Source organism: Paenibacillus sp. GCM10027630, assembly GCF_042676305.1.
In the GTDB taxonomy this organism is placed as follows: Bacteria; Bacillota; Bacilli; order Paenibacillales; family NBRC-103111; genus Paenibacillus_S.
In genome coordinates this window covers 1-25,172 of record NZ_JBHTGY010000059.1, presented here as the reverse complement: position 1 = coordinate 25,172, position 25,172 = coordinate 1, and the positions used below count along the sequence as shown (strand labels likewise).

The 25,172-nt window shown below is 45.2% G+C and carries 22 protein-coding genes; 19 read left to right on the top strand and 3 right to left on the bottom strand.

The genetic code is table 11. The annotated features are described in order from the left end of the window. Positions 1-97: 97 nt before the first annotated feature. Together ACFQ0C_RS29820 and ACFQ0C_RS29815 are read left to right on the top strand one after the other, a co-directional pair. Positions 98-478, top strand: coding sequence for a DUF423 domain-containing protein (locus ACFQ0C_RS29820; RefSeq protein ID WP_379372168.1), 381 nt, complete (start codon positions 98-100; stop codon positions 476-478). Between the two features lie 186 nt (positions 479-664). Further along, positions 665-2,596, top strand: coding sequence for a putative bifunctional diguanylate cyclase/phosphodiesterase (locus ACFQ0C_RS29815; RefSeq protein ID WP_379372166.1), 1,932 nt, complete (start codon positions 665-667; stop codon positions 2,594-2,596). Positions 2,597-2,752: 156 nt separating this feature from the next. Here the strand turns inward: ACFQ0C_RS29815 and ACFQ0C_RS29810 are convergent, their stop codons facing one another. Then, on the bottom strand, positions 2,753-3,241 hold the full coding sequence (locus tag ACFQ0C_RS29810) for a hypothetical protein (RefSeq protein WP_379372164.1): 489 nt from the start codon (positions 3,239-3,241) through the stop codon (positions 2,753-2,755). Positions 3,242-3,577: 336 nt separating this feature from the next. Between ACFQ0C_RS29810 and ACFQ0C_RS29805 the strand changes: the two genes are divergently transcribed. Together ACFQ0C_RS29805 and ACFQ0C_RS29800 are read left to right on the top strand one after the other, a co-directional pair. Beyond that, the gene (locus tag ACFQ0C_RS29805; RefSeq protein ID WP_258214871.1) at positions 3,578-3,766 is read left to right on the top strand and encodes a YqaE/Pmp3 family membrane protein; all 189 of its coding nucleotides are present in this window, start codon (positions 3,578-3,580) and stop codon (positions 3,764-3,766) included. A 282-nt stretch (positions 3,767-4,048) separates the two neighbouring features. Further along, positions 4,049-4,351, top strand: coding sequence for a YunC family protein (locus ACFQ0C_RS29800; RefSeq protein ID WP_258214870.1), 303 nt, complete (start codon positions 4,049-4,051; stop codon positions 4,349-4,351). Positions 4,352-4,580: 229 nt separating this feature from the next. Here the strand turns inward: ACFQ0C_RS29800 and ACFQ0C_RS29795 are convergent, their stop codons facing one another. Then, positions 4,581-5,234 (bottom strand): HAD family hydrolase, encoded by a 654-nt coding sequence (locus tag ACFQ0C_RS29795; protein WP_379372161.1) that lies wholly within the window; start codon positions 5,232-5,234, stop codon positions 4,581-4,583. A gap of 266 nt (positions 5,235-5,500) precedes the next feature. On the opposite strand from ACFQ0C_RS29795, the gene ACFQ0C_RS29790 reads away from it, so the two are divergent. The 4 genes from ACFQ0C_RS29790 to ACFQ0C_RS29775 all read left to right on the top strand — a co-directional run bounded on the left by ACFQ0C_RS29790 (position 5,501) and on the right by ACFQ0C_RS29775 (position 10,108). Further along, complete coding sequence (locus ACFQ0C_RS29790) at positions 5,501-6,214, top strand: FadR/GntR family transcriptional regulator (protein WP_258214868.1); 714 nt, start codon at positions 5,501-5,503, stop codon at positions 6,212-6,214. An 867-nt stretch (positions 6,215-7,081) separates the two neighbouring features. After that, complete coding sequence (locus ACFQ0C_RS29785) at positions 7,082-7,828, top strand: (Fe-S)-binding protein (protein WP_258214867.1); 747 nt, start codon at positions 7,082-7,084, stop codon at positions 7,826-7,828. Beyond that, positions 7,809-9,311: a LutB/LldF family L-lactate oxidation iron-sulfur protein gene (locus ACFQ0C_RS29780; RefSeq protein ID WP_258214866.1), complete on the top strand. Its 1,503-nt coding sequence runs from the start codon at positions 7,809-7,811 to the stop codon at positions 9,309-9,311. Before ACFQ0C_RS29785 ends, ACFQ0C_RS29780 begins: the two co-directional genes overlap by 20 nt. Then, complete coding sequence (locus ACFQ0C_RS29775; protein ID WP_379372158.1) at positions 9,308-10,108, top strand: LutC/YkgG family protein; 801 nt, start codon at positions 9,308-9,310, stop codon at positions 10,106-10,108. Before ACFQ0C_RS29780 ends, ACFQ0C_RS29775 begins: the two co-directional genes overlap by 4 nt. 1,014 nt (positions 10,109-11,122) lie before the next feature. Here the strand turns inward: ACFQ0C_RS29775 and ACFQ0C_RS29770 are convergent. Further along, positions 11,123-13,453, bottom strand: coding sequence for a helix-turn-helix domain-containing protein (locus ACFQ0C_RS29770; protein WP_379372156.1), 2,331 nt, complete (start codon positions 13,451-13,453; stop codon positions 11,123-11,125). A gap of 416 nt (positions 13,454-13,869) precedes the next feature. On the opposite strand from ACFQ0C_RS29770, the gene ACFQ0C_RS29765 reads away from it, so the two are divergent. From ACFQ0C_RS29765 to ACFQ0C_RS29715, 11 genes are all read left to right on the top strand, one after another. After that, entirely contained in the window at positions 13,870-14,727 is an 858-nt protein-coding gene (locus tag ACFQ0C_RS29765) for an ABC transporter permease (protein WP_379372287.1), read from the top strand. A gap of 56 nt (positions 14,728-14,783) precedes the next feature. Further along, positions 14,784-15,665 (top strand): carbohydrate ABC transporter permease, encoded by an 882-nt coding sequence (locus tag ACFQ0C_RS29760; protein WP_379372154.1) that lies wholly within the window; start codon positions 14,784-14,786, stop codon positions 15,663-15,665. Positions 15,666-15,817: 152 nt separating this feature from the next. Then, positions 15,818-16,729 carry a hypothetical protein gene (locus tag ACFQ0C_RS29755; protein WP_379372152.1) on the top strand — a complete coding sequence of 304 codons (912 nt, stop codon included), beginning with the start codon at positions 15,818-15,820 and terminating at the stop codon, positions 16,727-16,729. 65 nt (positions 16,730-16,794) lie between these two features. Then, positions 16,795-18,333 carry an extracellular solute-binding protein gene (locus tag ACFQ0C_RS29750; RefSeq protein ID WP_379372150.1) on the top strand — a complete coding sequence of 513 codons (1,539 nt, stop codon included), beginning with the start codon at positions 16,795-16,797 and terminating at the stop codon, positions 18,331-18,333. Positions 18,334-18,383: 50 nt separating this feature from the next. Then, complete coding sequence (locus tag ACFQ0C_RS29745) at positions 18,384-19,475, top strand: mandelate racemase/muconate lactonizing enzyme family protein (RefSeq protein ID WP_379372148.1); 1,092 nt, start codon at positions 18,384-18,386, stop codon at positions 19,473-19,475. 251 nt (positions 19,476-19,726) lie between these two features. Beyond that, positions 19,727-20,482 (top strand): IclR family transcriptional regulator, encoded by a 756-nt coding sequence (locus ACFQ0C_RS29740; protein WP_258214858.1) that lies wholly within the window; start codon positions 19,727-19,729, stop codon positions 20,480-20,482. A gap of 28 nt (positions 20,483-20,510) precedes the next feature. Next, a complete protein-coding gene (locus ACFQ0C_RS29735) occupies positions 20,511-21,284 on the top strand; it encodes an SDR family NAD(P)-dependent oxidoreductase (protein WP_379372145.1) in 774 nt (257 codons plus the stop codon). A gap of 35 nt (positions 21,285-21,319) precedes the next feature. After that, positions 21,320-22,246 (top strand): fumarylacetoacetate hydrolase family protein, encoded by a 927-nt coding sequence (locus tag ACFQ0C_RS29730; protein ID WP_379372143.1) that lies wholly within the window; start codon positions 21,320-21,322, stop codon positions 22,244-22,246. Between the two features lie 36 nt (positions 22,247-22,282). Beyond that, a complete protein-coding gene (locus tag ACFQ0C_RS29725; protein WP_379372141.1) occupies positions 22,283-22,603 on the top strand; it encodes a UxaA family hydrolase in 321 nt (106 codons plus the stop codon). A gap of 69 nt (positions 22,604-22,672) precedes the next feature. Then, entirely contained in the window at positions 22,673-23,833 is a 1,161-nt protein-coding gene (locus tag ACFQ0C_RS29720) for a UxaA family hydrolase (protein ID WP_258214854.1), read from the top strand. 60 nt (positions 23,834-23,893) lie between these two features. Then, a complete protein-coding gene (locus tag ACFQ0C_RS29715) occupies positions 23,894-24,688 on the top strand; it encodes an SDR family NAD(P)-dependent oxidoreductase (RefSeq protein ID WP_258214853.1) in 795 nt (264 codons plus the stop codon). Positions 24,689-25,172: the final 484 nt, after the last annotated feature.

Genomic DNA, 25,172 nt, shown 5'->3' with positions numbered 1-25,172 from the left:
TTTTGCGGCAGGAGCTTGCTTGGAGCTAAATTGGCATACTTCAACAAAATCCTTTATGATAAAAGGCAGCAACTATTTGAACCGGAGGTGAATATAAATGAATGCAAGGTTTGTGGCAATAGGCAGTATTTGTGCGTTTCTTTCGGTTGCCTTTGGTGCCTTTGGGGCTCATATGTTAAAGGATGTATTGGCGCCAGGCAATCTGACTGTTTTTCAAACGGGTGTGCTGTATCAGATGATGCATTCTGTAGGTTTGATTGCACTTGGTATTGCAGCCGGTTTTATGCCGGATAGTAAGTACCTCATCAGAGGGGGCTGGTTTCTGCTAACGGGCATTGTGCTATTTTCAGGAAGTTTATATGTACTTAGTCTTACGGATATTAAGATACTGGGAGCTATCACACCCTTTGGAGGAGTAGCATTTTTGGTCGGCTGGGTATTAGTAGCTGTAGCTGCTTTTCGACATAAACAGAAATAATGAAAATTCGGCTGACTCATGCAGCCGGATTTTTTTGCATATATAGCATTTATATGTTTCGGGGCTCCATAAGCGGGATTTATTAGGTCAAGGTTAATTTTTATACGTTCGTGCAGGAATTAGGACTATAGATGTAGAAATTGGTAATTGATTTCTTTGTCGAAGCATGTCAGAGGGGAGCTCAAGATGAGAAAAGCGGCCGGTACCAGAACAGTGCCGAGTAAGTATTATGTGCCATTCTTAGTGTATTTTTCGATTTCGGTTTGGATGGCATGGCGGGTTCAACATCCATTGGCATGGGGCTTTTGTGTTATTACTTTTGTCGTTCTGGCTGGCTTCATTTATCGAAATTTTTGGATTCGAAGTAATGTGAAAAATATTTCCGAACCTGCTTCTATTGAGGGAAAGAAGGCTTTGGAAGACGGTTTAGTGGATAGCGGAGCATTATTTGAATCTTTATTCAGGCACAATCCTAATGTCGTTTGTATAATTGATGTATATGGCATGATCACCAAAGTTAACGGAAATATAGAACGGATTATTGGTTATAACAAGCATGAGCTGGAAAACAGTCATTTCTACGTTTTACTATGCAAAGAAAGCGTCAATCATACTCTTGAGAGGCTGAGCGATGCCCGAAAGGGGGAGCCTCAATCCTTCAGGACAATGCTTCAGCATAAGGAGGGCTACCGTGTCGATCTTGATATTACCGCGGCTCCGATCCAGGATGGCACAGAAGTGAATGGGGTTATAGTCATAGGCCAAGATATTACAGCAAGGAAACGGACCGAAGAGCAGATACGTCACATGGCCTATTATGATGATATGACAGGGCTGCCTAACCGCAGGTTGTTTATGACTCGTTTGAACGAAGCTATTGCGAGTGCAGTCGAAACTAATCAGTTAGTAGCGGTATTTTATTTAGACATCGATCGATTTAAAATTATTAATGAGAGCTTCGGACATGATTACGGCGATATGCTGCTTCTGCAATTGGGAGAACGCTTTACCCGGTGTATTACGGAAAAAGATTATTTGGCTAGTACGGAAGGTGACGAGTTTGCCCTGTTTTTCTCCGGTCTTGCTCATCCAGGTCAGGTTAATGATTTGGCGAAAAGCATTCGTCAGGTGCTCGAAGAGCCATTCAGCTATGACCAGTATCAATTGCATATTACAGCAAGCATTGGTGTAGCGATTCTTTCCCAGGAAGAACAAGAAGACGCCGCCTCTTTAACCAAATGTGCGGACATCGCATTAACCCGAGCCAAAGAAAAAGGGAAAAATAACTACCAGGTGTTCAATTCAGAGATGAAGACGATCTCGTTAAAACGTTTGACGATGGAAAATGAGCTGCGAAAGGCGCTTTTACAAAATGAGCTGATTCTTCATTATCAGCCGCAGATGGACATCGTTAGCGGTAATATCGTTGGATTTGAGGCACTGATTCGTTGGCGGCATCCAGAGAGAGGGATGGTCTCTCCAATGGACTTTATCCCCTTTGCCGAGGAAAGCGGCTTGATTGTACCGATCGGCGAATGGGTGCTGAGGGAGGCTTGCCGTCAAAACAAGCTTTGGCAAAACCAGGGATATCCGCATTTGCCCGTCTCGGTCAACATTTCCACACGTCAGTTTCTGCAGCCCAATTTATGCGCTCAGGTAGCAGAGGTGCTGGAGTCGACTGGCTTGGACCCATCCTATCTGGAATTGGAAATTACAGAAAGCAGCACAATGGATGTTGATTATGCTATTGGCGTCCTTCTTGAATTGAAGGAGCTTGGGATCAAAATCAGTATCGATGATTTCGGTACCGGCTATAGCTCGCTTTCTTACCTGAAACGCTTCCCTATAGACAAGCTGAAGATTGACCAATCATTTGTCCGGGATATAATGACGGATCCGAATGATGCGGCGATTGTTGCTTCTATAATTGCGATGACAAGGCATATGAATTTAAAGGTTATTGCTGAAGGCGTGGAGACGGAAGAGCAGCTCGGATTTCTCCATTTGAACAATTGCAACGAAATTCAAGGATATTTCTTTAGCAGACCTCTCGCTGTACAGCAGTTAGAAATGATGCTTATGAACCATCAGCAAGCCGCTGCCACGCGACAAGCGTAATGAACAACGAGTGAGTGGGGCGGAAGGAGCATGCCACGATACATATAGTACAGATAAGAACTACATATAAAAAGGCGATAGGTTTACATGAAGGGGCTTGTGCTCCTTATGCGAACCTATCGCCTTTTGCATAAATAGTGAATATGTGCTAGTAAGTCAGGAGGAAACGGCGAAGTCTTCAATTTCATTGATTTTAAATAAGTAAACCTGTTTCTCATCCACATGATAGACAGAAACATTATCAGTAGATAGATCGACATTGAGAATTCGACAGGGGATACTTAGCTTAATACCTTTCCCCTTGATGATGGTTAAACGGATTAATGTATTGTTCTGCTTGAAGTGCTGGAACTGTTTCCATATATCACGATGCGGATTTTCATTCCCCGCTTTGGGTTCTACATCCTGTTTGGGTGTTAGTGCCGGAGTCTCTTTAGATGATGGCTTCTTTTTGCTAATAGTTTCTCTCAATGCTATCTCAATGGTTTTCCCTAACAGAATCCCTTCTTTAATCAGATAATCTTGAATATCAGTTGAGTTTAGCACATGAAGGAGCTTTTCAAGAGCACGCCCGTTGCTGTCTTCTTCGATTAGGATATCTACGTTGAATAAAAATTTGCGTTTATCGCTTTGTCCCGGATTCATGGCGCCTCCTCCTTTTGACCTACTACATACTATATCATTTCTCCTAGGAAAAATGTAGCATGTACTTCAAGTATTTCCTATTTCATTGGAAATCGTGAGTTCGGTGTAGAAAACACTAGATTATAAGTGTTCGTAACGAGAGTTAATTTTAGCACGGTCATGCATTCAGATTTCCATATTAATTTCTAAAATCTTCTTGTTCTCCCATCAAAACAGCAAAAATCAGGCTGCTCTCATCCGTCGGAATGACTGTCGAGAATAGCTGGATTATGGTACAATTAGCATTAACAAATATGAGATACTATTACTTTTTAATGGATGAGGAAGGTGAATTAGATGTATCTGTTAGCTATCTTGTTGCCTCCTGTGGCTGTGCTGTTTTGTGGAAAGCCATTTCAAGCTCTATTAAATTTAATTTTAACCTGCTTTTTTTGGATCCCTGGTGTTATACATGCAATTATGGTTGTGAGTGAAGCCAAAAGTAACAAACGAATGGAAAAGCTGGCAAGATCTATGAGAAATTAACCTCCAGCGATGTTTTTTTTTTAACACGACAGAATCTATATTTTGGGGGTGAGCGCAGCTCATCCCTTATTTTAATTTCGGGTAAGGTAGAGGCATGGACTCGAACACATTCCCCCCCACACAAGTATGCGTTTGCATATAAAAGGACCGTCAATTTCCTGACGGCTTTTTGCGATATGATCTCCAGCATTAGCCCTTATTGCGCATAAGGATTCACGTACATCGGCCCAGATTCATATAGTTATAATACAACTATTTTCCTGACTGAAGGAGATGCTGACGATGATGCGCGTGGAACCCATTTCCTTGGACGGCTATACAGCATTAGCTATTGAAGTCAAGCTGCCAAAAACAACCCTGCTCGTTGTAACTACAGACAAAGGGTATATTATGTGCGGCGCGCTGGATGTAGGTTTGCTGAATGAGCGGCTCAAGGATCGACACATAATAGCTGCCCGGGCAACCGGTGTGCGTACAATTGAAGAGTTGCTGGAGGCTCCGTTGGAAATGGTGACATACGAAGCAGAGCAACTTGGAATTGTGCCGGGAATGAAAGGCAGAGAGGCTGTCTTGAAAATGAAATAACAAGGTGTTTTAACAATTTCATGGGTAAATGAATTTTATTCAAAGAGCAAGAGCGCGCTGTTGTTACTCAACTGCATGCTCTTTTTTTGCATTTATAGAAATTATATGTTTGGGTGCTCCCCGCAAAGGTTCTGAATCAACTTCGAAGTAAACCCCACTTTGTGGGGATATTTTGTCTGATAGTGTTTGTTATGTTTTACCTGATAACTGGAATAATGGCCACAACTCTTTAGAGAAATAGCTCTAATTCCTTTATCTCATCAATTCGGCCAATTGCAGCTACACCTCTGCTTTTCATGATGCTTAAATCGGTTTGATAGCTGACAAAAGGAATCCCTGCATCCATAGAGCCTTTGCCGTCGATCCAGGAATCACCCAAGGATATCCAATCATTGCTCGGAATTTGCGCAAAATGGTCAAGTACATATTGAAAGCCGGAAGGTGACGGTTTGAGTGAGGTCATCTGCTCTCTGCCAATAATCAGGTCCAAATAATCGGCAATCCCCGTTTCCTGCAGAGCATGCATAGCGGCTGACTGAGCATTATTCGTCACGACTGCCAACGTATACTTAGTATGAATGGAAGCAAGGAAGTCATGGACTCCGACCTCAAGTCCGGCCCCTCTCATACCTGCAAGTTCATACATGGAGGCTATGCTCCAAACTTGTTGTTCCAACTCGACATTAATGTCTAATCGTTTGGCATGTTCAATTATAGTGGCCGTGGTATGCTGCTCGATAGATAGGGTACCCGGAAGTACTTTCCGGTCTACCAAAAAATCGAAAATTGCATGCTTCATGGCTGGAAAGTCTATAGAGGATTTTAATAATGTGTTGTCCATATCAAAAATAATTCCTTGAATGTGTCTTCGTTGTTCGCCCATCCGCACTTGCACCTGCCTCCGCCAATGAATTTATTTAATCCTATCATAGTTAGGCAGCCTCTCCCTACATTGCAGTAAAAAAATGCAGTATGGACAAAAAAATTGTAGTCAAAATATGGTAGTATATGTAAAAGATCAACTGGATGAAATATGAGGGGGAAATGGAAATGGCTCATATAGCTCTAATTGGTTTGCCCATTTCAGGTAGGGAATTGGACTGAAGTCGGCAGATCGGTATAATAGGAGTAATTAGGAGGGATATCATTTTGGAAATACAAAAAATTTCATCACGTAAAATATATGAGGTAATCGCCGATCAGATCAAAGAGCAAATCATCAACGGCACTTTAAAACCGGGTGAGAAGCTGCCATCCACGAAGGAGCTGTCAGAGAGCTTCCAGGTGGGACGTTCTACGCTGCGTGAGGCTTTAAGCGCATTGAAAGCGATGGGATTGGTGGAGATTCATCAAGGAGAAGGAAGCTATGTTCGAAGCATTGAATCTCAGGATGTCGATCTGCCCGTATTTGATTCGCTGCTGATGAACCGGGAAACCGTCATTGAACTGATCGAGGCCCGCAAAGCTTTAGAAATATCTAATGCCGCGCTTGCTGCTGATAAGCGGACAGATGAGGATATTGCCAAGTTTGAAGCGGTGCTTAAAAATATGGAGGATTTCTTGGGTAACGAAGAGGAAGGCGAGCGATCGGATATGCTGTTCCACCTTACCTTGGCTGAAGCTTCACACAACTCCATTATGGCCAGAATGATTGACTCCATCTCAACACAAATGCAGACTGCGATTCGAGAAACGAGACGGCTGCAGATGTATTCAAGTAAAACGGTATCCAAACAGCTATGGGAGGAGCATAAAGCGATCTTCGAGGCCATCCGCGATCAGGACACCGCAGGAGCCGAAGAAGCAATGCGCCGTCATTTATTTCATGTCGAGCAGGTACTGTTAAAATTTTTGAAGAGGTAATCTCTGTTTATTTTATAATATTAGGAAGTATAAGTTTGAACCGAAGGTTCACCTTTCTAATATTGCAAGAAAAGCCACCTCCAGGACACGAATGTATCTTCATCGAAAGGGCTTCGAATAGAAGCTTTTCTTACATAAGAAAAAACTTCAAATCGTAAATTAGGCAATGTGTCGTAAAAATCAAGCAGCAGACTACTGCATAAAACGGAGAGATGGTTAATATAGGCATGAAAATACATATTTCTTTTGACACAACAGCGTCTCAGGCTGTATTACAAAGTATTCTGAATATTTACAATATTCAAACAATTAGTTAATATTATCTTAACAAAAGGACAAACCTTACAGCTACTTTCACCTCGTTTACAAGTTTCGATCCAGGGTTTTTGGGTACAAGTCTTGACCTCCCAGCAGGCAAGCGTACCAAAACAAATCTGAACCCCTGTGGTCGAATGTAAAATAAACATTTTGAGAGGAAAGGGGATAGTCCATTGAAGAATGTTAGCGAAGCATGTTCAATCTATTAGGACATGCGGGGACCCAACAATAATGAAAGTTATATTTTGAACCCAAGAAACTGTTTAGGTTCTATGAATGGAGCTGCAATTTAAAAAAGTGAATAGTAATTCTGAATGAAGGTCTCTGTTTATTGAAAAATAGACAGGGGCCTTTGTATGTATTTATATGGAAAGCGGAATGCTAAATACACTTGGGACTTCACAAAAAACAACTTATCTGATAACCTGATAACTAGATATTTGAATCGTCTAATAAATCGAAGCTTGGTAGAGCGAACAAATCTTATCAAGCTGCTCAACTGTAATGAAGTAGCAAACTAAAGTCCTTAAAGTAAAGGAAGGTTATCCGATGCGTGTTTCTTTGTTTATTACTTGTTTGGCGGATCAATTGTATCCGGAGGTAGGGGAAAGTGTAGTAAGGCTGTTGAATCGATATGGTTGTACAGTGGATTTTCCGGAAGCGCAGACATGCTGCGGCCAGCCTGCTTTTAACAGTGGTTACCAGGATGAGGCAAGAGAGGTAGCGCGGGGGTTAATCCGTGCATTCGAGCATAGTGATTATGTCGTATCGCCTTCAGGCTCCTGTACAGGTATGGTGCATCATTATTACCCGCAGCTTTTTGCCGATGAACCGGAATGGTTGAAGAAGGCGGAAGACTTGGTAGAAAAAACGTATGAGTTTTCACAGTTTTTGGTGAATGTGCTGGGTGTGACGGATGTCGGTGCTGTTTTGAATGAAAAGGTAACCTATCATCCATCCTGTCATGCGATGCGTTTATTGGGTGTGAAGGAAGAGCCGGGGAAGCTTTTGTCTGAAGTAAAAGGACTCGAGCTGATTGAACTGCCTAAAAAAGAAGATTGCTGTGGATTCGGCGGTACTTTTGCGGTGAAAATGGCGGATATGTCGGAAGCTATGGTATGCGAGAAAGCGAACCATGTTTGTTCTACTGGCGCCGAGGTGCTGGTAGGTACGGATATGGGTTGTCTGATGAATATCGGCGGACGTTTAAATAAAGATAATAAACCGATTCGTGTCATGCATTTGGCGCAGCTGCTAGAGGAAGGAGTGAAGCAAAGTGAGTCAGGTCGTAAATGAAAAGGAACTGATTGGAACAGGCTTGAAAAAAAGAACGGAAGAAGCGCTGGCTGACGAGTTTTTGCGCAAAGCGGTTGCGTTCACAACCGATAAGCTGAAGACAGGAAAGCTGAAGGCGACAGATGATTTCGGGCAATGGGAAGATTGGCGCGAACGTGGAAGGCTGATTCGTAAGCATGTAATTGATAATCTCGATTACTACTTGACTCAATTTACCGATAATGTTGCGAAGGCAGGGGGCCATGTTTACTTTTGCCAAACGGCCGATGAGGCTGTGAAGGTATTTATGGATATTGCTGAGAAGCGGAAAGCCAAGCTGGTGGCGAAAGGCAAATCGATGGTGTCAGAGGAAATCCATCTGAATCATCATCTGGAAGAGCATGGCATAGAAGCGATTGAGACGGATTTGGGTGAATACATCCTGCAGCTGGCGAAGGAAACGCCGTCGCATCTGATTATTCCGGCAATCCATAAAAATAAGCAGCAGATTGCCGATTTGTTTAATACGGAATCGGGCGAAACCTTTCCGCCGGAGACGAAGGTGCTTGCCAACTTTGCGAGGCAGCGGCTGCGCAATTATTTTCTTGAGGCCGAAATCGGTCTGACCGGCTGTAATTTCGGTGTTGCCGAATCGGGCTCGATCACGCTTGTATCCAATGAAGGGAACGGACGGATGGTCAGCACGATCCCGCAATCCCATGTTGTGATCATGGGGATGGAACGGCTCGTTCCGACCTTCGACGACCTGGAGGTCGTGCTCAACCTCCTGGCGCGGAGCGCGACCGGACAGAAGCTGACGACGTACACGTCGATGATTACGGGACCGCGCCGCGAGGGTGAGCTCGACGGACCGGAGGAGCTGCACTTGATCGTCCTGGACAACGGACGCTCGGCGCAGCTCGGCGATCCGGTGTTCCAGGAGGTGCTGCACTGCATCCGCTGTGCAGCGTGCCTGAACGTGTGCCCCGTGTACCGCCACGTGGGCGGGCACACCTACGGCAGCGTGTACAGCGGCCCCATCGGGGCCGTCTTGACGCCGCTGCTGCAGCAGGACATGAAGGAAGCTGGCCAGCTGGCCTATGCTTCCAGCCTGTGCGGGGCATGCTATGAGGCATGCCCGGTGAAGATCCCGCTGCACGATATGCTCGTGCAGCTGCGCGCCCGCAAGGTCAAGATGGGGCTGACCCCACTTGCCGAGCGCGCTGCCTTCAAGACGTTCCAAACGGCGTTTGGGAACGTCACGCTCTACAAAGTGGCGACGAAGTCCGCCTACTATTTGCAGAAGCCTTTCATCAGCAAAGGCTTCATCAAGAATGGACCTGGCCCCATGTCCGGTTGGACGCAGTCGCGCTTCTTCCCTATGAAGCCGAAGCAATCCTTCCGCGACCGCTGGTCAGCGCTGCAGCAGGAGCTGGCAGACGGGGCAAAAGGAAAGTCGGCGCCTACAGGGTCCGCGGCTGATAAAAGAGGTGACAACCAATGAGTGCAAACATAGGTAACATAGGTAACATAACCGGGCGCGAGGCGTTTATCGGCAATATTTCTTCGAGGCTGGGCCGTAAAGCTCCAGCTGCGGCGGCTCCCGAGCATCCGTTTCGTGGAGCTCCCGATTTCTATAAGGAAATCGAGCGCACAACGGATGAAAAGATTCAATTATTCACGGATAATTGGACTGCGTTGACGGGAAAGGTGCTTGTCGTCGATGAGGCTGAAGCGAATGAGAAGATTGGGGCTTGGCTTCAGGAGGTAGCTGCTGAGCTTAAGGTAACTCAGGTTTCCCGTTGGGAAAATGAGGGACTCATCGGACTTGGCCTGGATGAGGCGCTGTCCGCCGCCGGCATCGCTGTGGTGCCGTGGAAGCAGGCTGCTGCTGCAGCCGAGACGGCTCTGCCGCTGGACGAAGTCGATGACGCGGAGTCCAGCTCGAACTGGTCCAAGCGCAGCGAGCTGCTGCAGCGGACGGAACGATGCCAGATGGGGATCATCTGGCCGGACTATGCTGTCGCCAACACGAGTACACTCGTGCTGCAGTGCTCGCCGGAGCATGGCCGTTCGGTCAGCCTGCTCACGGATATTTTGTTCGCCGTCTTCAGGGCGGACCAGCTGGTTACCCGCATGGGCGAAGCCTTCGGCCATGTTACGAAAGGCAAATCCGATGCGCGGCAGTATCCGTCATCGCTAAACCTGATAACCGGCCCAAGCCGCAGTGCCGATATTGAGAATGATCTGACTATCGGGATTCATGGTCCCGGTAAGGTGTATGCTGTAATAATTAAGTAATGACTCCTTTCACAAGATGGATAGGAGCTGTCCCAAAAGTCATTTTATGATTTTTCAACCCCCACTTTATGCTAGATTTATTATGTGAAAATGACCTTCAACCTCCACTTTATAGGTGGAATTGGAGGTCATTTTGCATAAGATTTGGGACTTGCTTACTCATACGAAAACTTTTGGGACAGCCCCATTTATATATTTTTGGGTATGGAGTGAGCTATGCTTACCCTAATTTAAATAGTTCATCGTCTTCGAAATGCTCCGTATTTATCTCAATTATGAGCAAAAGAGGTTAACTCCCGAACAACTGAGCGTGGTTAGCCCCCAATTGAAAGGATTGAGGAACGAGGGTACGCTATTTTATTGTGTGCACACGTGAACATTCATGTGAAACGGAAGTACGATCCCTTATTTGCTTGAAATGTAGGCAATTTGGTCGTTTGGAGACGAAATAGCGGATCGTAGTTCCGTGAAATCATGAATTGGATAGGATACAAGACAAATAACGGCGTGACGTTCCGTAAGAGTAAGAGTAAGAGTAAGAGTAAGCTAGAGGGAGCGATTCCCAAGCTCTAAAGCCGAAAGCTGTGGGGTTCGACCGACCACCATGCAACGCCACAACGCGCACGGATCCCGAGCGCGCGTTGGAAAGAAAAGGGTAGTTGATATCCCCTCCTCACAGTAGAAGCAGCCACGACATGGAGTCTTGTAGTAAAGCGAATGTTTTGATTAGGCTTAATAAGCAAGGAAGCAGCGCCAAGCAAAGAGTAGAACAAAAGAGGGCATGGGTATGGGGCGCAATTCCTGAGGGAAACGGCTCCGCCTACTCGAATGGGGAGGAGTGATAGCCTCCGCGCTGGTCGTCACCTTCGGTGACTGCTCGGGTATGCAGCTGCAACCTACCTTTGAAGATCGTGTTCCAACAGCGGCCGAAATCCCACATCCATCCCTCCAATGCACAAACGTAAATTGTACACCAAGGACGCCGTAAGGCGTTTTTCCTTTACAGCAATCCGCCTACTCCGCATGACTATCCGCTTCATTAGCATACATTTCCCGGTATTTGCCGGGAGTTATCCCAACCATTTTACGGAAATAACGGATGAAGTTCTGCGGATTATGGTAACGTAGCTTTTCTGCTATTGCTGAAATTTTCATACTTCCTTCCTCCAGCAGCTCCTTGGCCACGTTCAGTCTGTACTGCGACAAATATTCACTGAAATTAACCCCCAATTCATTTTTAAGCACGCGGCTTATATAGCTGGAATGATAATTCAGTCTGGATGCGCAAATTTCAAGCGTAAGGTCAGTATCGTATTCCTCTTGTACCATACGAATAATTTCCCTGGAAATATTCTGGAATTTATTGCTTCTTCTTTCCTCAAACAAGGGGAGAAGGGGCTGAATCATTTGATGCTTAAACCAGACTTGAATTTCAGATTTTGTCTTTAATTCCAACAATTCCTCGAAGGATGGCTTATCATTTTCGAACACGCTATGGAATGCAGTCCCTGAATCCTGAATAAGCCGGGTTACATCAACAAAGAATCGGACCAGAGATACTTGGTACTCGCTGTAGGTAGTACAATAATGGGCGATTTCATCGAGAAAACGATCCAGCAGCACATCGATGTTATCTGCATCGGCATATTTAATAGCTTGAATTAACGCCTTCTCCGTTTCGTCAGGAAAGTGTCCTAGCTCGATTTTCCCTGTCTGCTGAAGGTCATAATACAAAATAGTATTTTGTCCTGTGAACGGCCTGTTTTTCAAAGCCTTCAAGCTTTCATCATAGGCATGTGGCGCATCTTTAATATCCTTATACGGTCTGCTGATTCCTATGCTGATAGGAATGCCCAAGTAGCGGCCGATTTCCAATTTGATTTTTTCTACCATAGCGTAGGTAAAATCTTTGAATTGCTCTGCTGAATGATGATTGGTGTAGACGATTGTAACTTGATATTTGTGGATGGTGATGGGAAGAAGGCGCTGCTTGTAAGGGATAATATCATTGATCATATTGTTGATGGCGAACAATAGCAGCTCCCGGTCCCTTTCCTTGAAACGGCTTCCCTCCAGCGTATCGATTTGCAAGGCAAACACGACCAACCAATCTAATTGATAGGGAGGAGCGCTCATTAATATGGGCAGCTTCTCTTTAATTTCTGAAGGTTTAAGTTCCCCTTGCAGCAATTTTAGAACGAACAGCTCCTGAAGCTGCTTAACCTGTCCGTTGATTTGCTGTGACATTTGATTGTGCAGCGTTTGCATATGCGAAATGCTCTTGTTGATCATATCGAATTCATTGTCTTGCTTGTCGGGGAGTTCGTCCCCGCTTGCATGAATGGAACCAGAAGGCATCTTGAAGGATTCCTGCAGCCTGCGGATCGGCGTATACAGTTTCCTGGAGACCAGCAAGGAGATGAGAATGCTTAATAGCAGCAGAAGCAGGCAGGAGATAAGCACAATCCACCCCGTTTTACGGGATTCCTTGTATATTTCCTCCAGAGGGATGATCGACAAATAACCCCATTGGTTATAAGTAGATTGCTGATGCACGATGCCTACTTCATTTCCATTGAGAGAGGTTACCAAATTTCCGGGCAATAGCTTTGAACCCGACAGCTGATCGTAAAGCGATTGTATATCCGAGTTTTGACCGCTGAAATTCTCGTTTTGCATCGCTAAAATATGGTTGGTCCGGTCGAAAATGATAACCTCGCCAAGCGAATTGTTTTTACTGATTAAATTGGATAGCTCCCGGCTGGAGATTTCAGCAATGAGCATGGCTGAGGGATGATCTGAATTGGCCGGTATTTTCTTCACAAGACTTATTACTCGGTTGGAGCCTGAACGGTTGTCCTTGGTTAAGCCGCTCTGCTCACTAGTCCAAAACTTGGATTCCGTCATATTGACGTACTGATTGAAGCGCTCCTTATAATTGATTTCATCAAAGCTGTAAAAGCCGCTGTTATTAATGATCCATCCTTTTTGCAAATTGATTAAATGTACATCCTGCACACCTACATCAAAAGTTTGCACCCGGTACATGGCTTGGGTTAGCTCGCCGAATAGCTGAAATTTGGTGGGAGTTATATAGGTGTCGAGCGATTCTACCACACTGCTGCTATCCGCCAATCTTTCCAGCGAACGTTCTACGGTTTGTAATACTTGCTCTACACGCAGGCGTGTTAGCTCCAGAATGTGCACATTTCCTTCATTAACTTTTTCTTGAATGGAATTTGTTGCACGGTTATAGAAGATGCTTCCGAGTAAAATAACAGGAACCGTGCTCAAGCAAAGGCTAAATATAAGCAGCTTTGTCAAATATTTATTCAAGCGGAACATGGGGCACCCCTATTTTCTGATTGATTTGAATGCGCTTACTTTATTATATGCATACTTGCTTTTTTAATAAAGAATTTAATGATGTCACCTAAGGATTAATTGGTCTTGTAATAGATAAGTATTTGTCTCTTTAAGGATTATGCGCTGACATGCTATGGATTATTTCAAGGCGGCATGGCTGCTTGTGTAAGGGTTTTCAAAAGGTTCTCTAATGATTCTATCAAGTCATTCAAGCTCATGTTAAGGTCAGTTTATAAACCGATTCGAACCGCCGAAACCGAATAGAAATCTACACAATAGAACAGAACAGGAGGGGTCTTGTCTTGAATATTAGTTTAACCAAAGGGTTGAGCCAAGCCCGAACTTTACGCACGCCATGGATAAAAAGGGTCATCAAAAATCGGTGGTTGTACTTCATGCTTTTTCCAGGTGTCCTATATTTCATTCTTTTTAAATATTTGCCGATGTGGGGTGTGTTAATTGCTTTTCAGGATTATTCGCCTTTTTCAGGCTTTTGGGATAGCAGCTGGGTCGGCATGAAGCATTTTCAAACAATTTTTGACAATGAGTCTACCATTCAAATTTTTAAGAACACCATTATTTTGGCTGTGTACAACCTGTTCTTCTTTTTTCCATTGCCCATCATGATTGCTCTGTTGTTGAATGAAATGCGCAAGGAATTGTTCAAAAGGTTCATTCAGACTCTGATTTATATTCCCCACTTTATATCCTGGGTAGTTGTAGTAGGGATTGCCTACATCTTGTTTACTACAGAAGACGGAATTGTGAACAATATGCTTGTTTATTTTGGCGGAGATAAAATCAATTTCCTGCTAAGTAAGGAATGGTTTAGAAGCATGATAATCAGCGAGGTCATCTGGAAGGAAACCGGATGGGGGACAATCCTGTTTTTTGCTGCCTTGGCAGGCATAGATCCTCAACAATATGAAGCTGCGCGAATTGACGGGGCAAATCGTTGGCATCAGCTTCTGCATGTGACACTTCCGGCGATTAAAAGTACGATCGTCATTCTTTTAATACTAAGATTAGGCAACTTTCTGGACTCGGGCTTTGAACAAATTTTTCTTATGCTGAATCCGATGAATACGGAGGTTGGGGAAGTATTCGATACCTATGTATATAGAAAAGGAATTGAAGGCGGCGATTTCAGCTATGCGACGGCTGTTAACTTGTTCAAATCTATAGTTGGCATAATTTTAGTGCTGCTCGCTAATTTCTTGGCTAAAAAAGCCGGTGAAGAGGGAATCTACTAAGCCCGCTCGCCAGTCAATAGGAGATTATACAAAAAGAAAGAAAGGTGTGCAGGCTGATGGTAGAAGACCGCTCGTGGGGCAGCAGGTTGTTTGATGCGTTTAATTATGTATTTTTATCCTTATTTGCTTTAGTTACAATCCTGCCTTTTATTTATGTATTAGCCGGTTCCTTAACGGCCCCGGAAGAAATGATCATGAAGAAATTCGTCTTGTTTCCAACTCAATTCTCTTTGGAGGGATATCGGTATATTTTCTCTTCGAATGTGATTTTGAAAAGTCTGGGTGTGACGGTTTTCATAACGATAGCCGGGACATTGATTAATCTGTTATTCACCTGCCTTATGGCCTATCCGTTGTCCAGAAAGGATTTGGACGGGCGGAAGCCGCTCATGCTGATGGTTATTTTCTCGATGCTTTTCAGCGGGGGGATGATCCCGACCTTCCTGGTAGTCAAAACCTTGGGTCTTCTGGACAGCTATTGGGCGCTATTATTGCCGGGAGCCATAAGTGCTTTTAATTTAATCGTCTTGAAAAACTTTTTTCAACAGATGCCCGAGGGCATGGAGGAAGCGGCTAAAATAGACGGCTGTAACGATTTGCGGATACTGTGGCAGATTGTCATTCCACTTTCTTTGCCGGCGATTGCTACGTTCTCTTTGTTCTATGCAGTTGGACACTGGAATTCCTTCTTCTCGGCAGTGCTTTATATCAATGATAACGGCATGTGGCCTGTACAGGTATGGCTGCGGCAAATCGTTATTTTAGCGCAAGGAGGAATTGGAGATTCTACTGCATTTGATCAAAATTATATCGTTCCTCCTGCTCAAATCATCAAGATGGCCGTCATCGTTATTTCCACTCTCCCTATTCTTTGTGTGTATCCGTTTCTTCAGAAGCATTTTGCCAAGGGGGCAATGATTGGTTCCGTAAAAGGCTAGCCTACACCAACCAAGCTCACATTTATTTCACAGACGAAGGTGATGAGAGATGAAAGCAGCCAGCTCAATGGTGAGAGTCCGGCCGCCCTAGAATTTGGAAGGAAGCTTAAATAGCGGTCGAAATACAAAAATGGATCAGAGGAGTGATTTCATTGTCAGAACACGTAACACATACAGCGGTGCTGGAGGATTGTTTTAATCTTATGTATGCGTCGGAAAATATCCATGCTTCATTCAAGGAGGTTGGTAAAAAATTTCCACAGTTTGCTCAATTCGGGAGTGTGACACGGTCTGGCGATAAGTTCACTGTAAATTTATTGAAGGATTACCGGTCGAGGTGGGAAACGAGAACAGCAGAGGACCGATTGGATTACAAGCTGGCTTTTATATTGGGATGGCTCTCCCACAGAGCAGCGGATCGGCAGATGAAGCCGGTATTCAGAGAGCATGAACCGGAATCTACGGAATTTCCGACCGATTGCAGTATTTACCATGATGCCTTCATTTTTAGCGAGCTCTATGCCAAGAGGCGCAATACTCCTTTTCATTTTGAAATGGCGAGCTTCGAGAAAGGGATAGAGAGCTTGCCGATTACTGCCGAATTTAACATAACCGCATTGACGGATTTTTATCGGATTCTTCATCAAAGAGCGCTAATTGAAATGCACACCTTCATTCCGGATACCGAAAATATCGAAGGCTGGATGGATAAGCTGTACGCGCGTCATCAGGAGCAAATTATTCATATGGACCGTTATGCCAATGCGATAGTGACTCCTGACCCTGCTAAAGTCAAAAGATTTGTTATTGAACCGAATTTTTATGATCGGAATGAGCCGATTTTGCAGCTGACAGCAGCTCTCCGAAATGGCGCTGAGGTGTCACAGCAGGAATTGGCGGCAGTTGTTGGTACAGAGCCTAGAAGCCATTATGCTATCGCGATCAAGACCGGGTTTCATTATATTTATAATGCGAGCCAGTTTTTCTCCGGTAACTTGGAAGAAGAAGCACTTAGAGACAAGCTGGATATTGGTAAAAAAGGCCGTGATGGCATTTCGGTTTAAGCTGGAGCAAGGGCTGGCTTTATAGAGATCGCAGCTTTAATAAATCAACTAAGGGGTGATCAAGTATGTTGAAATCTAAAAATCAATTGCGCAATCTATCGTTAATAAGCTTAGTTACAGCCTTCAGTGTAAGCGTTATTGGCTGCAGCGCAGGAAGTAGTGGAAGTACGGCTCCTCAAGGAGACAAGCAGCCGACGGCAACGAGTAATGAACCCTTTCGCATTACGATGATGAACCAGAGTGTATTGGCCGAGCCGCCACGCCCTGATGATCCGATCATTAAAGCAATTGAGAAGCATACCAACACGAAGCTGGAAATTCAATGGGTACCCGGCTCCACCTATGATGAGAAACTGAATGCAACGGTCGCCTCGGGCGGGCTTCCTATGGTGATCCTTGTCAATAATAAGCCAATGCCTATCATCAATGCGATTCGTGCGGGCCACTTCTGGGAAATTGGATCGTATCTGAAGGATTATCCGAATCTGGAAAGAGCGATGAATAAGGATGTTCTGAGGAACACGGCCGTGGATGGTAAAAATTATTATATGTTCCGAAGCAGATCCTTGGTAGGAGACGGGATGATTTACCGGACGGACTGGCTGGATGCCTTAGGCTTAAAGCCGCCAACTACAGTTGATGAGCTTTACAATGTTATCAAAGCTTATACCTTGAACGATCCGGATAAAAACGGTAAAAATGATACTTTAGGTATGGGCGAGGAAATGTCGATTCGCGGCTTCAAGTTTATTATGGCGGCATATGGCGGCGGGAATGAGTATGATATTAAGGACGGCAAGCTGATTCCAACCGCATTCAGCAAGGAATACATGGATACTATGAATTTTTATCGCAAGCTTTATCAGGAGAAGCTGATCAATCTTGACTTTGCCATCACAACGAGAGTGAAAAATATTGATAATGTTAACAAAGGTTTATATGGCCTTCGCTTGGGTGATCCCGACTTTATTACAAGACATTCGGAGCTGTTCAAAATTAACCCTAAAGCGGAGCTGGATGTTTCGAGTACATTGAATGGTCCGAAGGGGACTAAGGTGCTTATGGATAATGGCTGGTCCGGGGCATTCCTGATTCCAAAGCAAAGTGTGAAAACAGAGGCTGAGCTTCGTAAAATTTTGGCTTATTTCGATAAGCTGTCTGATGAGACCGGTCAAAATATTTTTGAATGGGGCATTCAGGGTGTTCATTATTCGGTAGATAACGGTAAGGCGAAGCGCACGCCGGAGCAGGATACGAAATATGCTTCGGAGGTCATCCATCTTCAGCAGGCATTACAGGTAGCGGATGGGTCGCGTGCGATGCCAGGAGAATTCGACAAGTATACGACTAAATATAAAGCAGCCAAAAAGGCTGTAGAGAAGAACCTTGTGATCAACCCCGCTGCTGCTTACATTACCCCTACCTTGGTCAGCAAAGGGTCCGAATTAAACAAAATTATTACAGATGGCCGCGTTAAATACATCATGGGCGAGCTGGACGAGAAGGGCTGGAAGGATGTATTGGATAAGTGGACTAAAGCTGGCGGAGATAAGGTGATTGAGGAGCTTAGTCAGGAATATGCGAAAGATCCCAATAAAAAGTAACCATTGCAGCTGTTTAACCAAGTGCTGATATGGGTCTGGAGGAGCGAGGAATGAAGGTCACTAATGTAGTTTCCTATGTGGGGATTGAACAAAGAATGTTCTACGTAAAAGTGGAGACGGACGAAGGGATTACAGGGTATGGCGAATGTAGTCCCATGCAGGTCGACTCGGTCTTGCAAATCATTGAGAGCGTTATTAAGCCGCAGCTGATTGGAATGGACCCTTTTGATATCGAAAGAATTGAAGAAAAGATTATGAGAAAGCATTATAAAATATCCGGACAATTGCTGGCAGCAGCTTATAGCGGTGTAGAGATTGCATTATGGGATGCAAAAGCCAAATTTCTGGGTCAGCCCTTGTATAATCTGCTCGGCGGGAAGTATAGAGCAACGATTCCTTTATACGGCTCAAGCATGAGCAGAGATCTGAGTAACGATCAGGAGACAGGCAAGCTGCGTGAAGGATTGGACAGATTTCAGTTTAAGGCTGTTAAAATCAAGGTAGGTCCGCGGTTCGGCACGGGTCTGCCGGTTGATCTGAATGAAGATGCCGAGAAAGTGCGGAGGGTCAGAGAGGAAATTGGACCCGATTGCAAGCTGATGGTTGATGGCAACAGCTCCTACACGTACATTCAGGCTGTACAGCTCTTTGATAAGATCAAGCAGTATGATATTCATCATTATGAAGAGCCATGCCCTTATTACGATGTGGATACCTATGTGCGGCTGTGCAGCACGCTGCCCGTTCCGATCCATGTTGGCGAGCAGGACTGGAATATTTTCACCTTCCGCGATTTCATTGCCAAAGGCGCATGCCATCTGTATGCCGCTGATCCGATCAAATGCGGTGGGATATTGAGCGCGAAGCGGGCTGCTACGTTATGCCGTGCGTTTAATATTCATTACGTACCGCATAATACAACCCGTGGCGTGGGCTTTGCCGCTGCCCTCCATCTGGCCTCGAGCACGCCGGAATGTACCAGCTATTATGAATATTCCATTGAGAAAGAAAGCATCAGAGAGCAATTTTTAACCAAGCAATTTGTCATCAAGGATGGTTTCATTCACGTTCCGGATGGACCTGGACTTGGAATAGATTTGGATGAAGAGAAGATGGAAAGTGTACTGCATGTAGTCAAATAAGGTGAAATAGGGATAACAATTAATAGGATAACGGATTTTTTGAGAGGGGCACTTCAGACCACTGAACAGGTGGAGGGGGTGCCCGTTTTGCTGATCTAATGATGATTAGAATGATTGAAAACTATGTTGTTTGAAAAAGGTTAAAACCAGTTGACACCGTTTTTTATCGGTGGTACGATCTAGTTGTAGATTATACAAAACTAAGGTTTATTATAGTAAACCGTAATTGTCTTTCAGCTTGGGAGGACGCAATGGAAAAGAAATATTGGGTTCCGGCTTTGGAAAAGGCCAACGATGTACTGCAGATGATCTCGGAACAGCCTTCGAAGCTTAGACTTATTGATTTATCGAACAATCTCGGCATTAACAAAAGCTCGATGTTCTCTTTGTTGAACACCATGGAGACTTTGGAATGGGTAGTGCGGGAGTCGGAAGGAACTTACTCGTTAGGAGCTAAGCTGGGATTCATTGGAAACGCTTTTTTCAAGCAGTTCAGCTTGATTGATCGTTTCCGTAAGGAAGCTGCTGTGACGAAGCACACGATTCAAGAGACGATCCAACTGGCTAAGCTGGAGCAGCACGAGGTGCTTTATTTAGCCAAGGAGGAGATGCCGTCTCCCGTACGCTTGGCCTCGGAGCCGGGCATGAAGCTGCCGGCGCATGTTACAGCGCTGGGTAAAGCGATGCTCGCATCGTTGGATATGTCAACGCTGGAGCAGTTGTTTCCGCAAGAGCAGCTGGAGCCTTGCCCGACGGCGCATACGATAAATCGGCGCAGCGAATTATTGACTCAGCTGGAAATTGTACGCGCGGATGGTTATGCTTTTGACCTGCAAGAAGCGGTCATGGGCTTTTGCTGTGTCGCAGCGCCTGTGCATGATGCTGAAGGGAAGGCAATCGCTGCGATAAGCTGCTCCATGTTCCAGCATGAGTGGGAACAGAAGCGAGAGCTGGCACAACGTGAGATATGTGCATTGGCAGCAAGATTATCGCAGAGTACGTCATAATTCAATCTATTATGAAGGATGTGCAGTTATGAGATTGCAGGATAAAATCACTTTAATTACTGGCTCAGGCTCGGGAATCGGACAGAGCTCAGCCCTTTTGTTCGCTAAGGAAGGCGCTACAGTTATCGTCAATGATTTAATGGAGGAAAAAGGCCGGGAGACGGTTGAGCTAATCAAACAGGCTGGCGGCAATGCTATCTTTATCCAAGCCGATGTTACGGATCCCGAATCCGTTAAGGCGATGGTTGATCAAGTGATCGCAGCTTATGGCCGTATCGACGTATTGTTCAATAACGCAGGCGTTAGCGGTGTAGGTGCGATCCATGAGGTGGAGCCCGACGCATGGGACCGTGTTATTAATATCAATATCCGAGGTGTGTACTTGCCAAGCAAGTATGTGATTCCTCATATGATGGAACGCCGTGAAGGATCTGTCATTAATATGTCCTCATGTATTGCTGAGATCGGCTTGGCTCGCCGCGCTTCTTATTCGGCAACCAAGGGCGCTGTGCTTGCTTTGACCAAATCGATGCAGGTTGATTATGCACCTTACCAAATTCGTGTCAATGCGCTGCTGCCTGGAACCATCTTAACTCCTTTTGTAGAAAATTATTTGCGCACCTCGTACGATGATCCTGAGGAAGCTATCGCAGGGTTGAAGAAACGTCAATTAAGCGGAGATCTGGGCAGACCTGAGGATGTTGCTAAAGCGGCCTTGTTCCTGGCTTCAGACGAATCGCGTTTCATGATGGGCTCTCCGTTGTACATTGACGGTGGTGTAGTTTTTGGCAAGGATGCTTAGAATTTAATCATTTAACTAATGGAGGAATGAAGAGGATGAAACTGCTAACTTTTATCGAAAATGGTCAACAAAAGCTGGGCGTTAAAACCGAACAAGGCGTTGTACATATTTCCGCTGCATTGCAAAAGGTTCCTGCTGCAGCCGGCCAATCCGTAGCACAAACGGTGCATGAAGTCATCGATGGCGGAGCAGCAGCCGTAGCATCTCTTCAATCCTATGTAAACCAAGCTCTATCAGCAGCAGGTGCTGAATCCGGCTATGTCCTAAATGAATCGGATCTGACTCTTGGACCTTGCGTTACGCATCCTAACAAAATCATTTGTGTAGGTCTTAACTACCGTAAGCATGCTGAAGAAACGGGAGCAGCGATTCCGAAATACCCGATTTTATTCAATAAATTTAATAACACTTTAACCGGTCATGGCGCAGACGTTCCGCTTCCTGTAAAAGTATCCAGCAAAGTCGACTATGAGGCGGAGCTTGTAATCGTTATTGGCAAGAAAGCGAAGTATGTGTCCAAAGAGGACGCTTTGAGCCATGTATTCGGATACTGTAATGTTAATGACTTGTCAGCCCGTGATCTTCAACTGCGCACGCAGCAATGGCTGCTTGGCAAAAGCTGCGACGGCTTCAGCCCATTAGGTCCTTATCTTGTAACAGCAGATGAAGTAGGCAATCCGAACGACTTGGGTATCCGTTGTATCGTCAATGGAGAAGTTCGCCAAAACTCCAATACATCCGACATGATTTTCCATTGTGATGAAATCGTCAGCTACATTTCCCAGCACATGACTTTGGTTCCGGGCGATGTGATTTTGACAGGTACTCCTGAGGGCGTAGTACTGGGCTTGCCAGAGTCCCAACAGGTATACCTGAAAGACGGCGATGTTGTGACCATTGAAATCGACAAACTGGGTTCTCTGACCAACCGTTTGGTAGATGAGCAAAAGCTTGCAAAGTAAGTTTCGCTAGGCGAAACACGAAGGAGTGTAATAAACATGGCAGGTCATCATATCGAGGCGGGCGCTGATGCATTGGTAATGGATGCGCGCGATCACGTAGCTACGGCAATTAAGGATTTGCAGCAAGGGCAGAAAATAATATACCGCGTTCAGGATCAAGTAAGAGAGCTGACGCTAATTGATCCGATTCCTTTCGGTCATAAATTTGCAATAGAGGATGCTGCGGAAGGAACGGATATCCGTAAATATGGGGAAGTCATCGGTCGAACGACAGTTGGCATACAGGCCGGACAGCATGTACATGTGCACAACGTTGAAGGTATACGCGGCCGGGGAGACCAGGCTGTAAGGGTTTAGATAATCATACTTAGAACATGCTAACGAAAGTCAGTTTCGCTCAAGCGAAGCTCATAGGAGGACAACAAAATGGATCATATGATGGGATATAGAAGACCTGATGGCACGGTAGGAATCCGCAATCATTTGCTCATTATTCCGACAGTCATTTGTGCTAATCAAGTGTGCAGCCGTATTTCCCAGATGGTACCTGAAACCGTCGCAATTCCCCATCAGCATGGATGCAGCCAGATTGGTGCGGATAAAGAGCGCACATTCGATGTGTTGGCAGGGACCGGGAGAAATCCGAATGTTGGCGGAGTTATCATTATCAGCTTGGGCTGTGAGGTTATAGATCCTAATGAGCTTGCAGATGCAATCCGGCCTACAGGCAAGCTGGTAGAAGTATTCGATATTCAATCTGTCGGCGGCTCGGTTAAGGCGATTCAGCACGGTGTCGAGATTGCCAAGAAGATGCAGGCGCAATTGAATGCCATGCAGCCTGAGCCGGTTCCATTCAGCGAGCTTATCATTGGTGTGAAATGCGGCGGTTCTGATGCTACCTCAGGATTAGCGTCGAACCCGGCTTTAGGTGCTGCTGCCGATTCGCTTATTCAATTGGGCGGCGGCGTTGTCATCGGTGAAACGACTGAAATCATCGGTGCGGAGCATGTTCTGGCATCCCGCTGTGCGACAGAGGAAGTTGCTGGAGAGCTGTATCATATCGTTAACCGATTTGAGAAAGAAGTAGAGCGGATGGGTGCCGATATGCGTGGAGGCAACCCAAGTCCTGGTAATATTGCAGGCGGCTTGACGACAATCGAGGAGAAGTCCCTTGGCTGTATTAGTAAATGCGGCAATGCACCTATTCAGGGCATTGTAGAGTATGCCGAGACTATCCCGAAAAATGGTTTATACTTTATGGATTCGCCCGGCAACGATATTGAGTGCGTTTCGGGAATGGCCGCAGGTGGAGCTCATCTGGTTTGTTTCACAACCGGACGCGGTACGCCGACAGGCTCAGCGGTTATTCCTGTTATTAAAATCACAGGAAACACACGGATGTTCGAGCGGATGAGCGATAACATGGATGTTAATGTAGGCGACATGCTGGCTGGCACAATAAGCCTGGAGGATGCCGGAGAGCTGATCTGGAATGAAATCAAAGAGGTGGCAAACGGTAAACTGACTAAGGCAGAAATTCTCGGCCATACGGAGTTCAGCATTAACCGAATTGGACCTAGTCTTTAATATAAATAGTACGTTCGATGCTAGTTTTGCTAACGCAAAATTAATAGGAGGAAATCAGCAATGGCCAGATTAAGTGGTAAGGTAGCTCTAGTAACGGGCGGGAGCCGGGGGATTGGTGAAGCAATCGTAATTAGGTTGGCTGAAGAGGGAGCCCTTGTTGCGATTAACTATACGTCCGACCGTTCCCGTTCTTTAGCGGAAAATGTGAAGGAGCAGGTTGAAGCGCTGGGTAGTAAAGCAATTGTTGTTCAGGCGGATGTGGGCAATAAGGAGCAGGTGGAGGCCATGTTCCAGAAGGTTCAGCAGGAGCTTGGGGATATCGAAATTTTGGTTAATAATGCTGGTATTGCTCCTTTTGAACCTTTTATGAAGGTTACCGAGGAGACTTGGGACCGGACTTACAACACCAATGTAAAGTCCATCTTCATGTGCTCACAGCTTGCTGCCAAATCTATGATTGAGAAGCGTTACGGCAAAATTATCAATGTGCTGTCGACAGCAAGCCTTGTCGTTACAAGCCCGGTTATCCCGCATTATCAATCCTCCAAAGCGGCGGCTAATATGCTTACCAAGGGAATGGCTATTGAGCTTGGTAAATATAACATTAACGTAAATGCTGTAGGACCAAGCACGGTCGATACGGATATGTGCACAGACTTCTTGGCAGATCCGCGTATTCGTGCCCAAGAAGTGGAGGCTAATCCGATGAAACGGCTTGGAACAGCCAGGCAGATCGGTGACGCAGTTGTATTCCTGGCATCAGATGAGGCCATGCAGATTAATGGACATTTGCTGATGGTAGACGGAGGCTTGACTGTTAAGGCAGCGCAGCCTGAAGACCATATGGAGCATTAATATAGTTCATTTACAAAGGGGCAGCCACTTAATAGCTTAAGCTATTAGGCGGCTGCCCCTTGTGGATGCTGCTTAAGGTGATGGCGAGAGAACCGATGTTCGAAGGTTGATTTCGAGGAGACTAGGATTTTCGGGCGGCTGCCGAAAGAAAGACAATAGATGGAAATCCTCATGTTAATTCAGCCTGGATATCGTTTGAAATCAATCTAACTGGAAAAACTCAAGCTAATATAGACGCTATGGATGATATGAGCCAAAATACGTAGAATTAGCATGAGAAATTCCAGCTATAGGGCTTGGAACGCTATTTATCGGATCAATTAACCTGACATTTTCAGGCTGTCGAGAAAGTCTCGGCAGTCTTTTTTTTCTTTAATACAATTCACCAATTCACCGCGTTAATTTGATATAATATAGTAAATAATTTGGAAAGTGGTGATGTCTATGTTTCGCTCTAATCAAAGAGATCCTCAGCTAGACTATG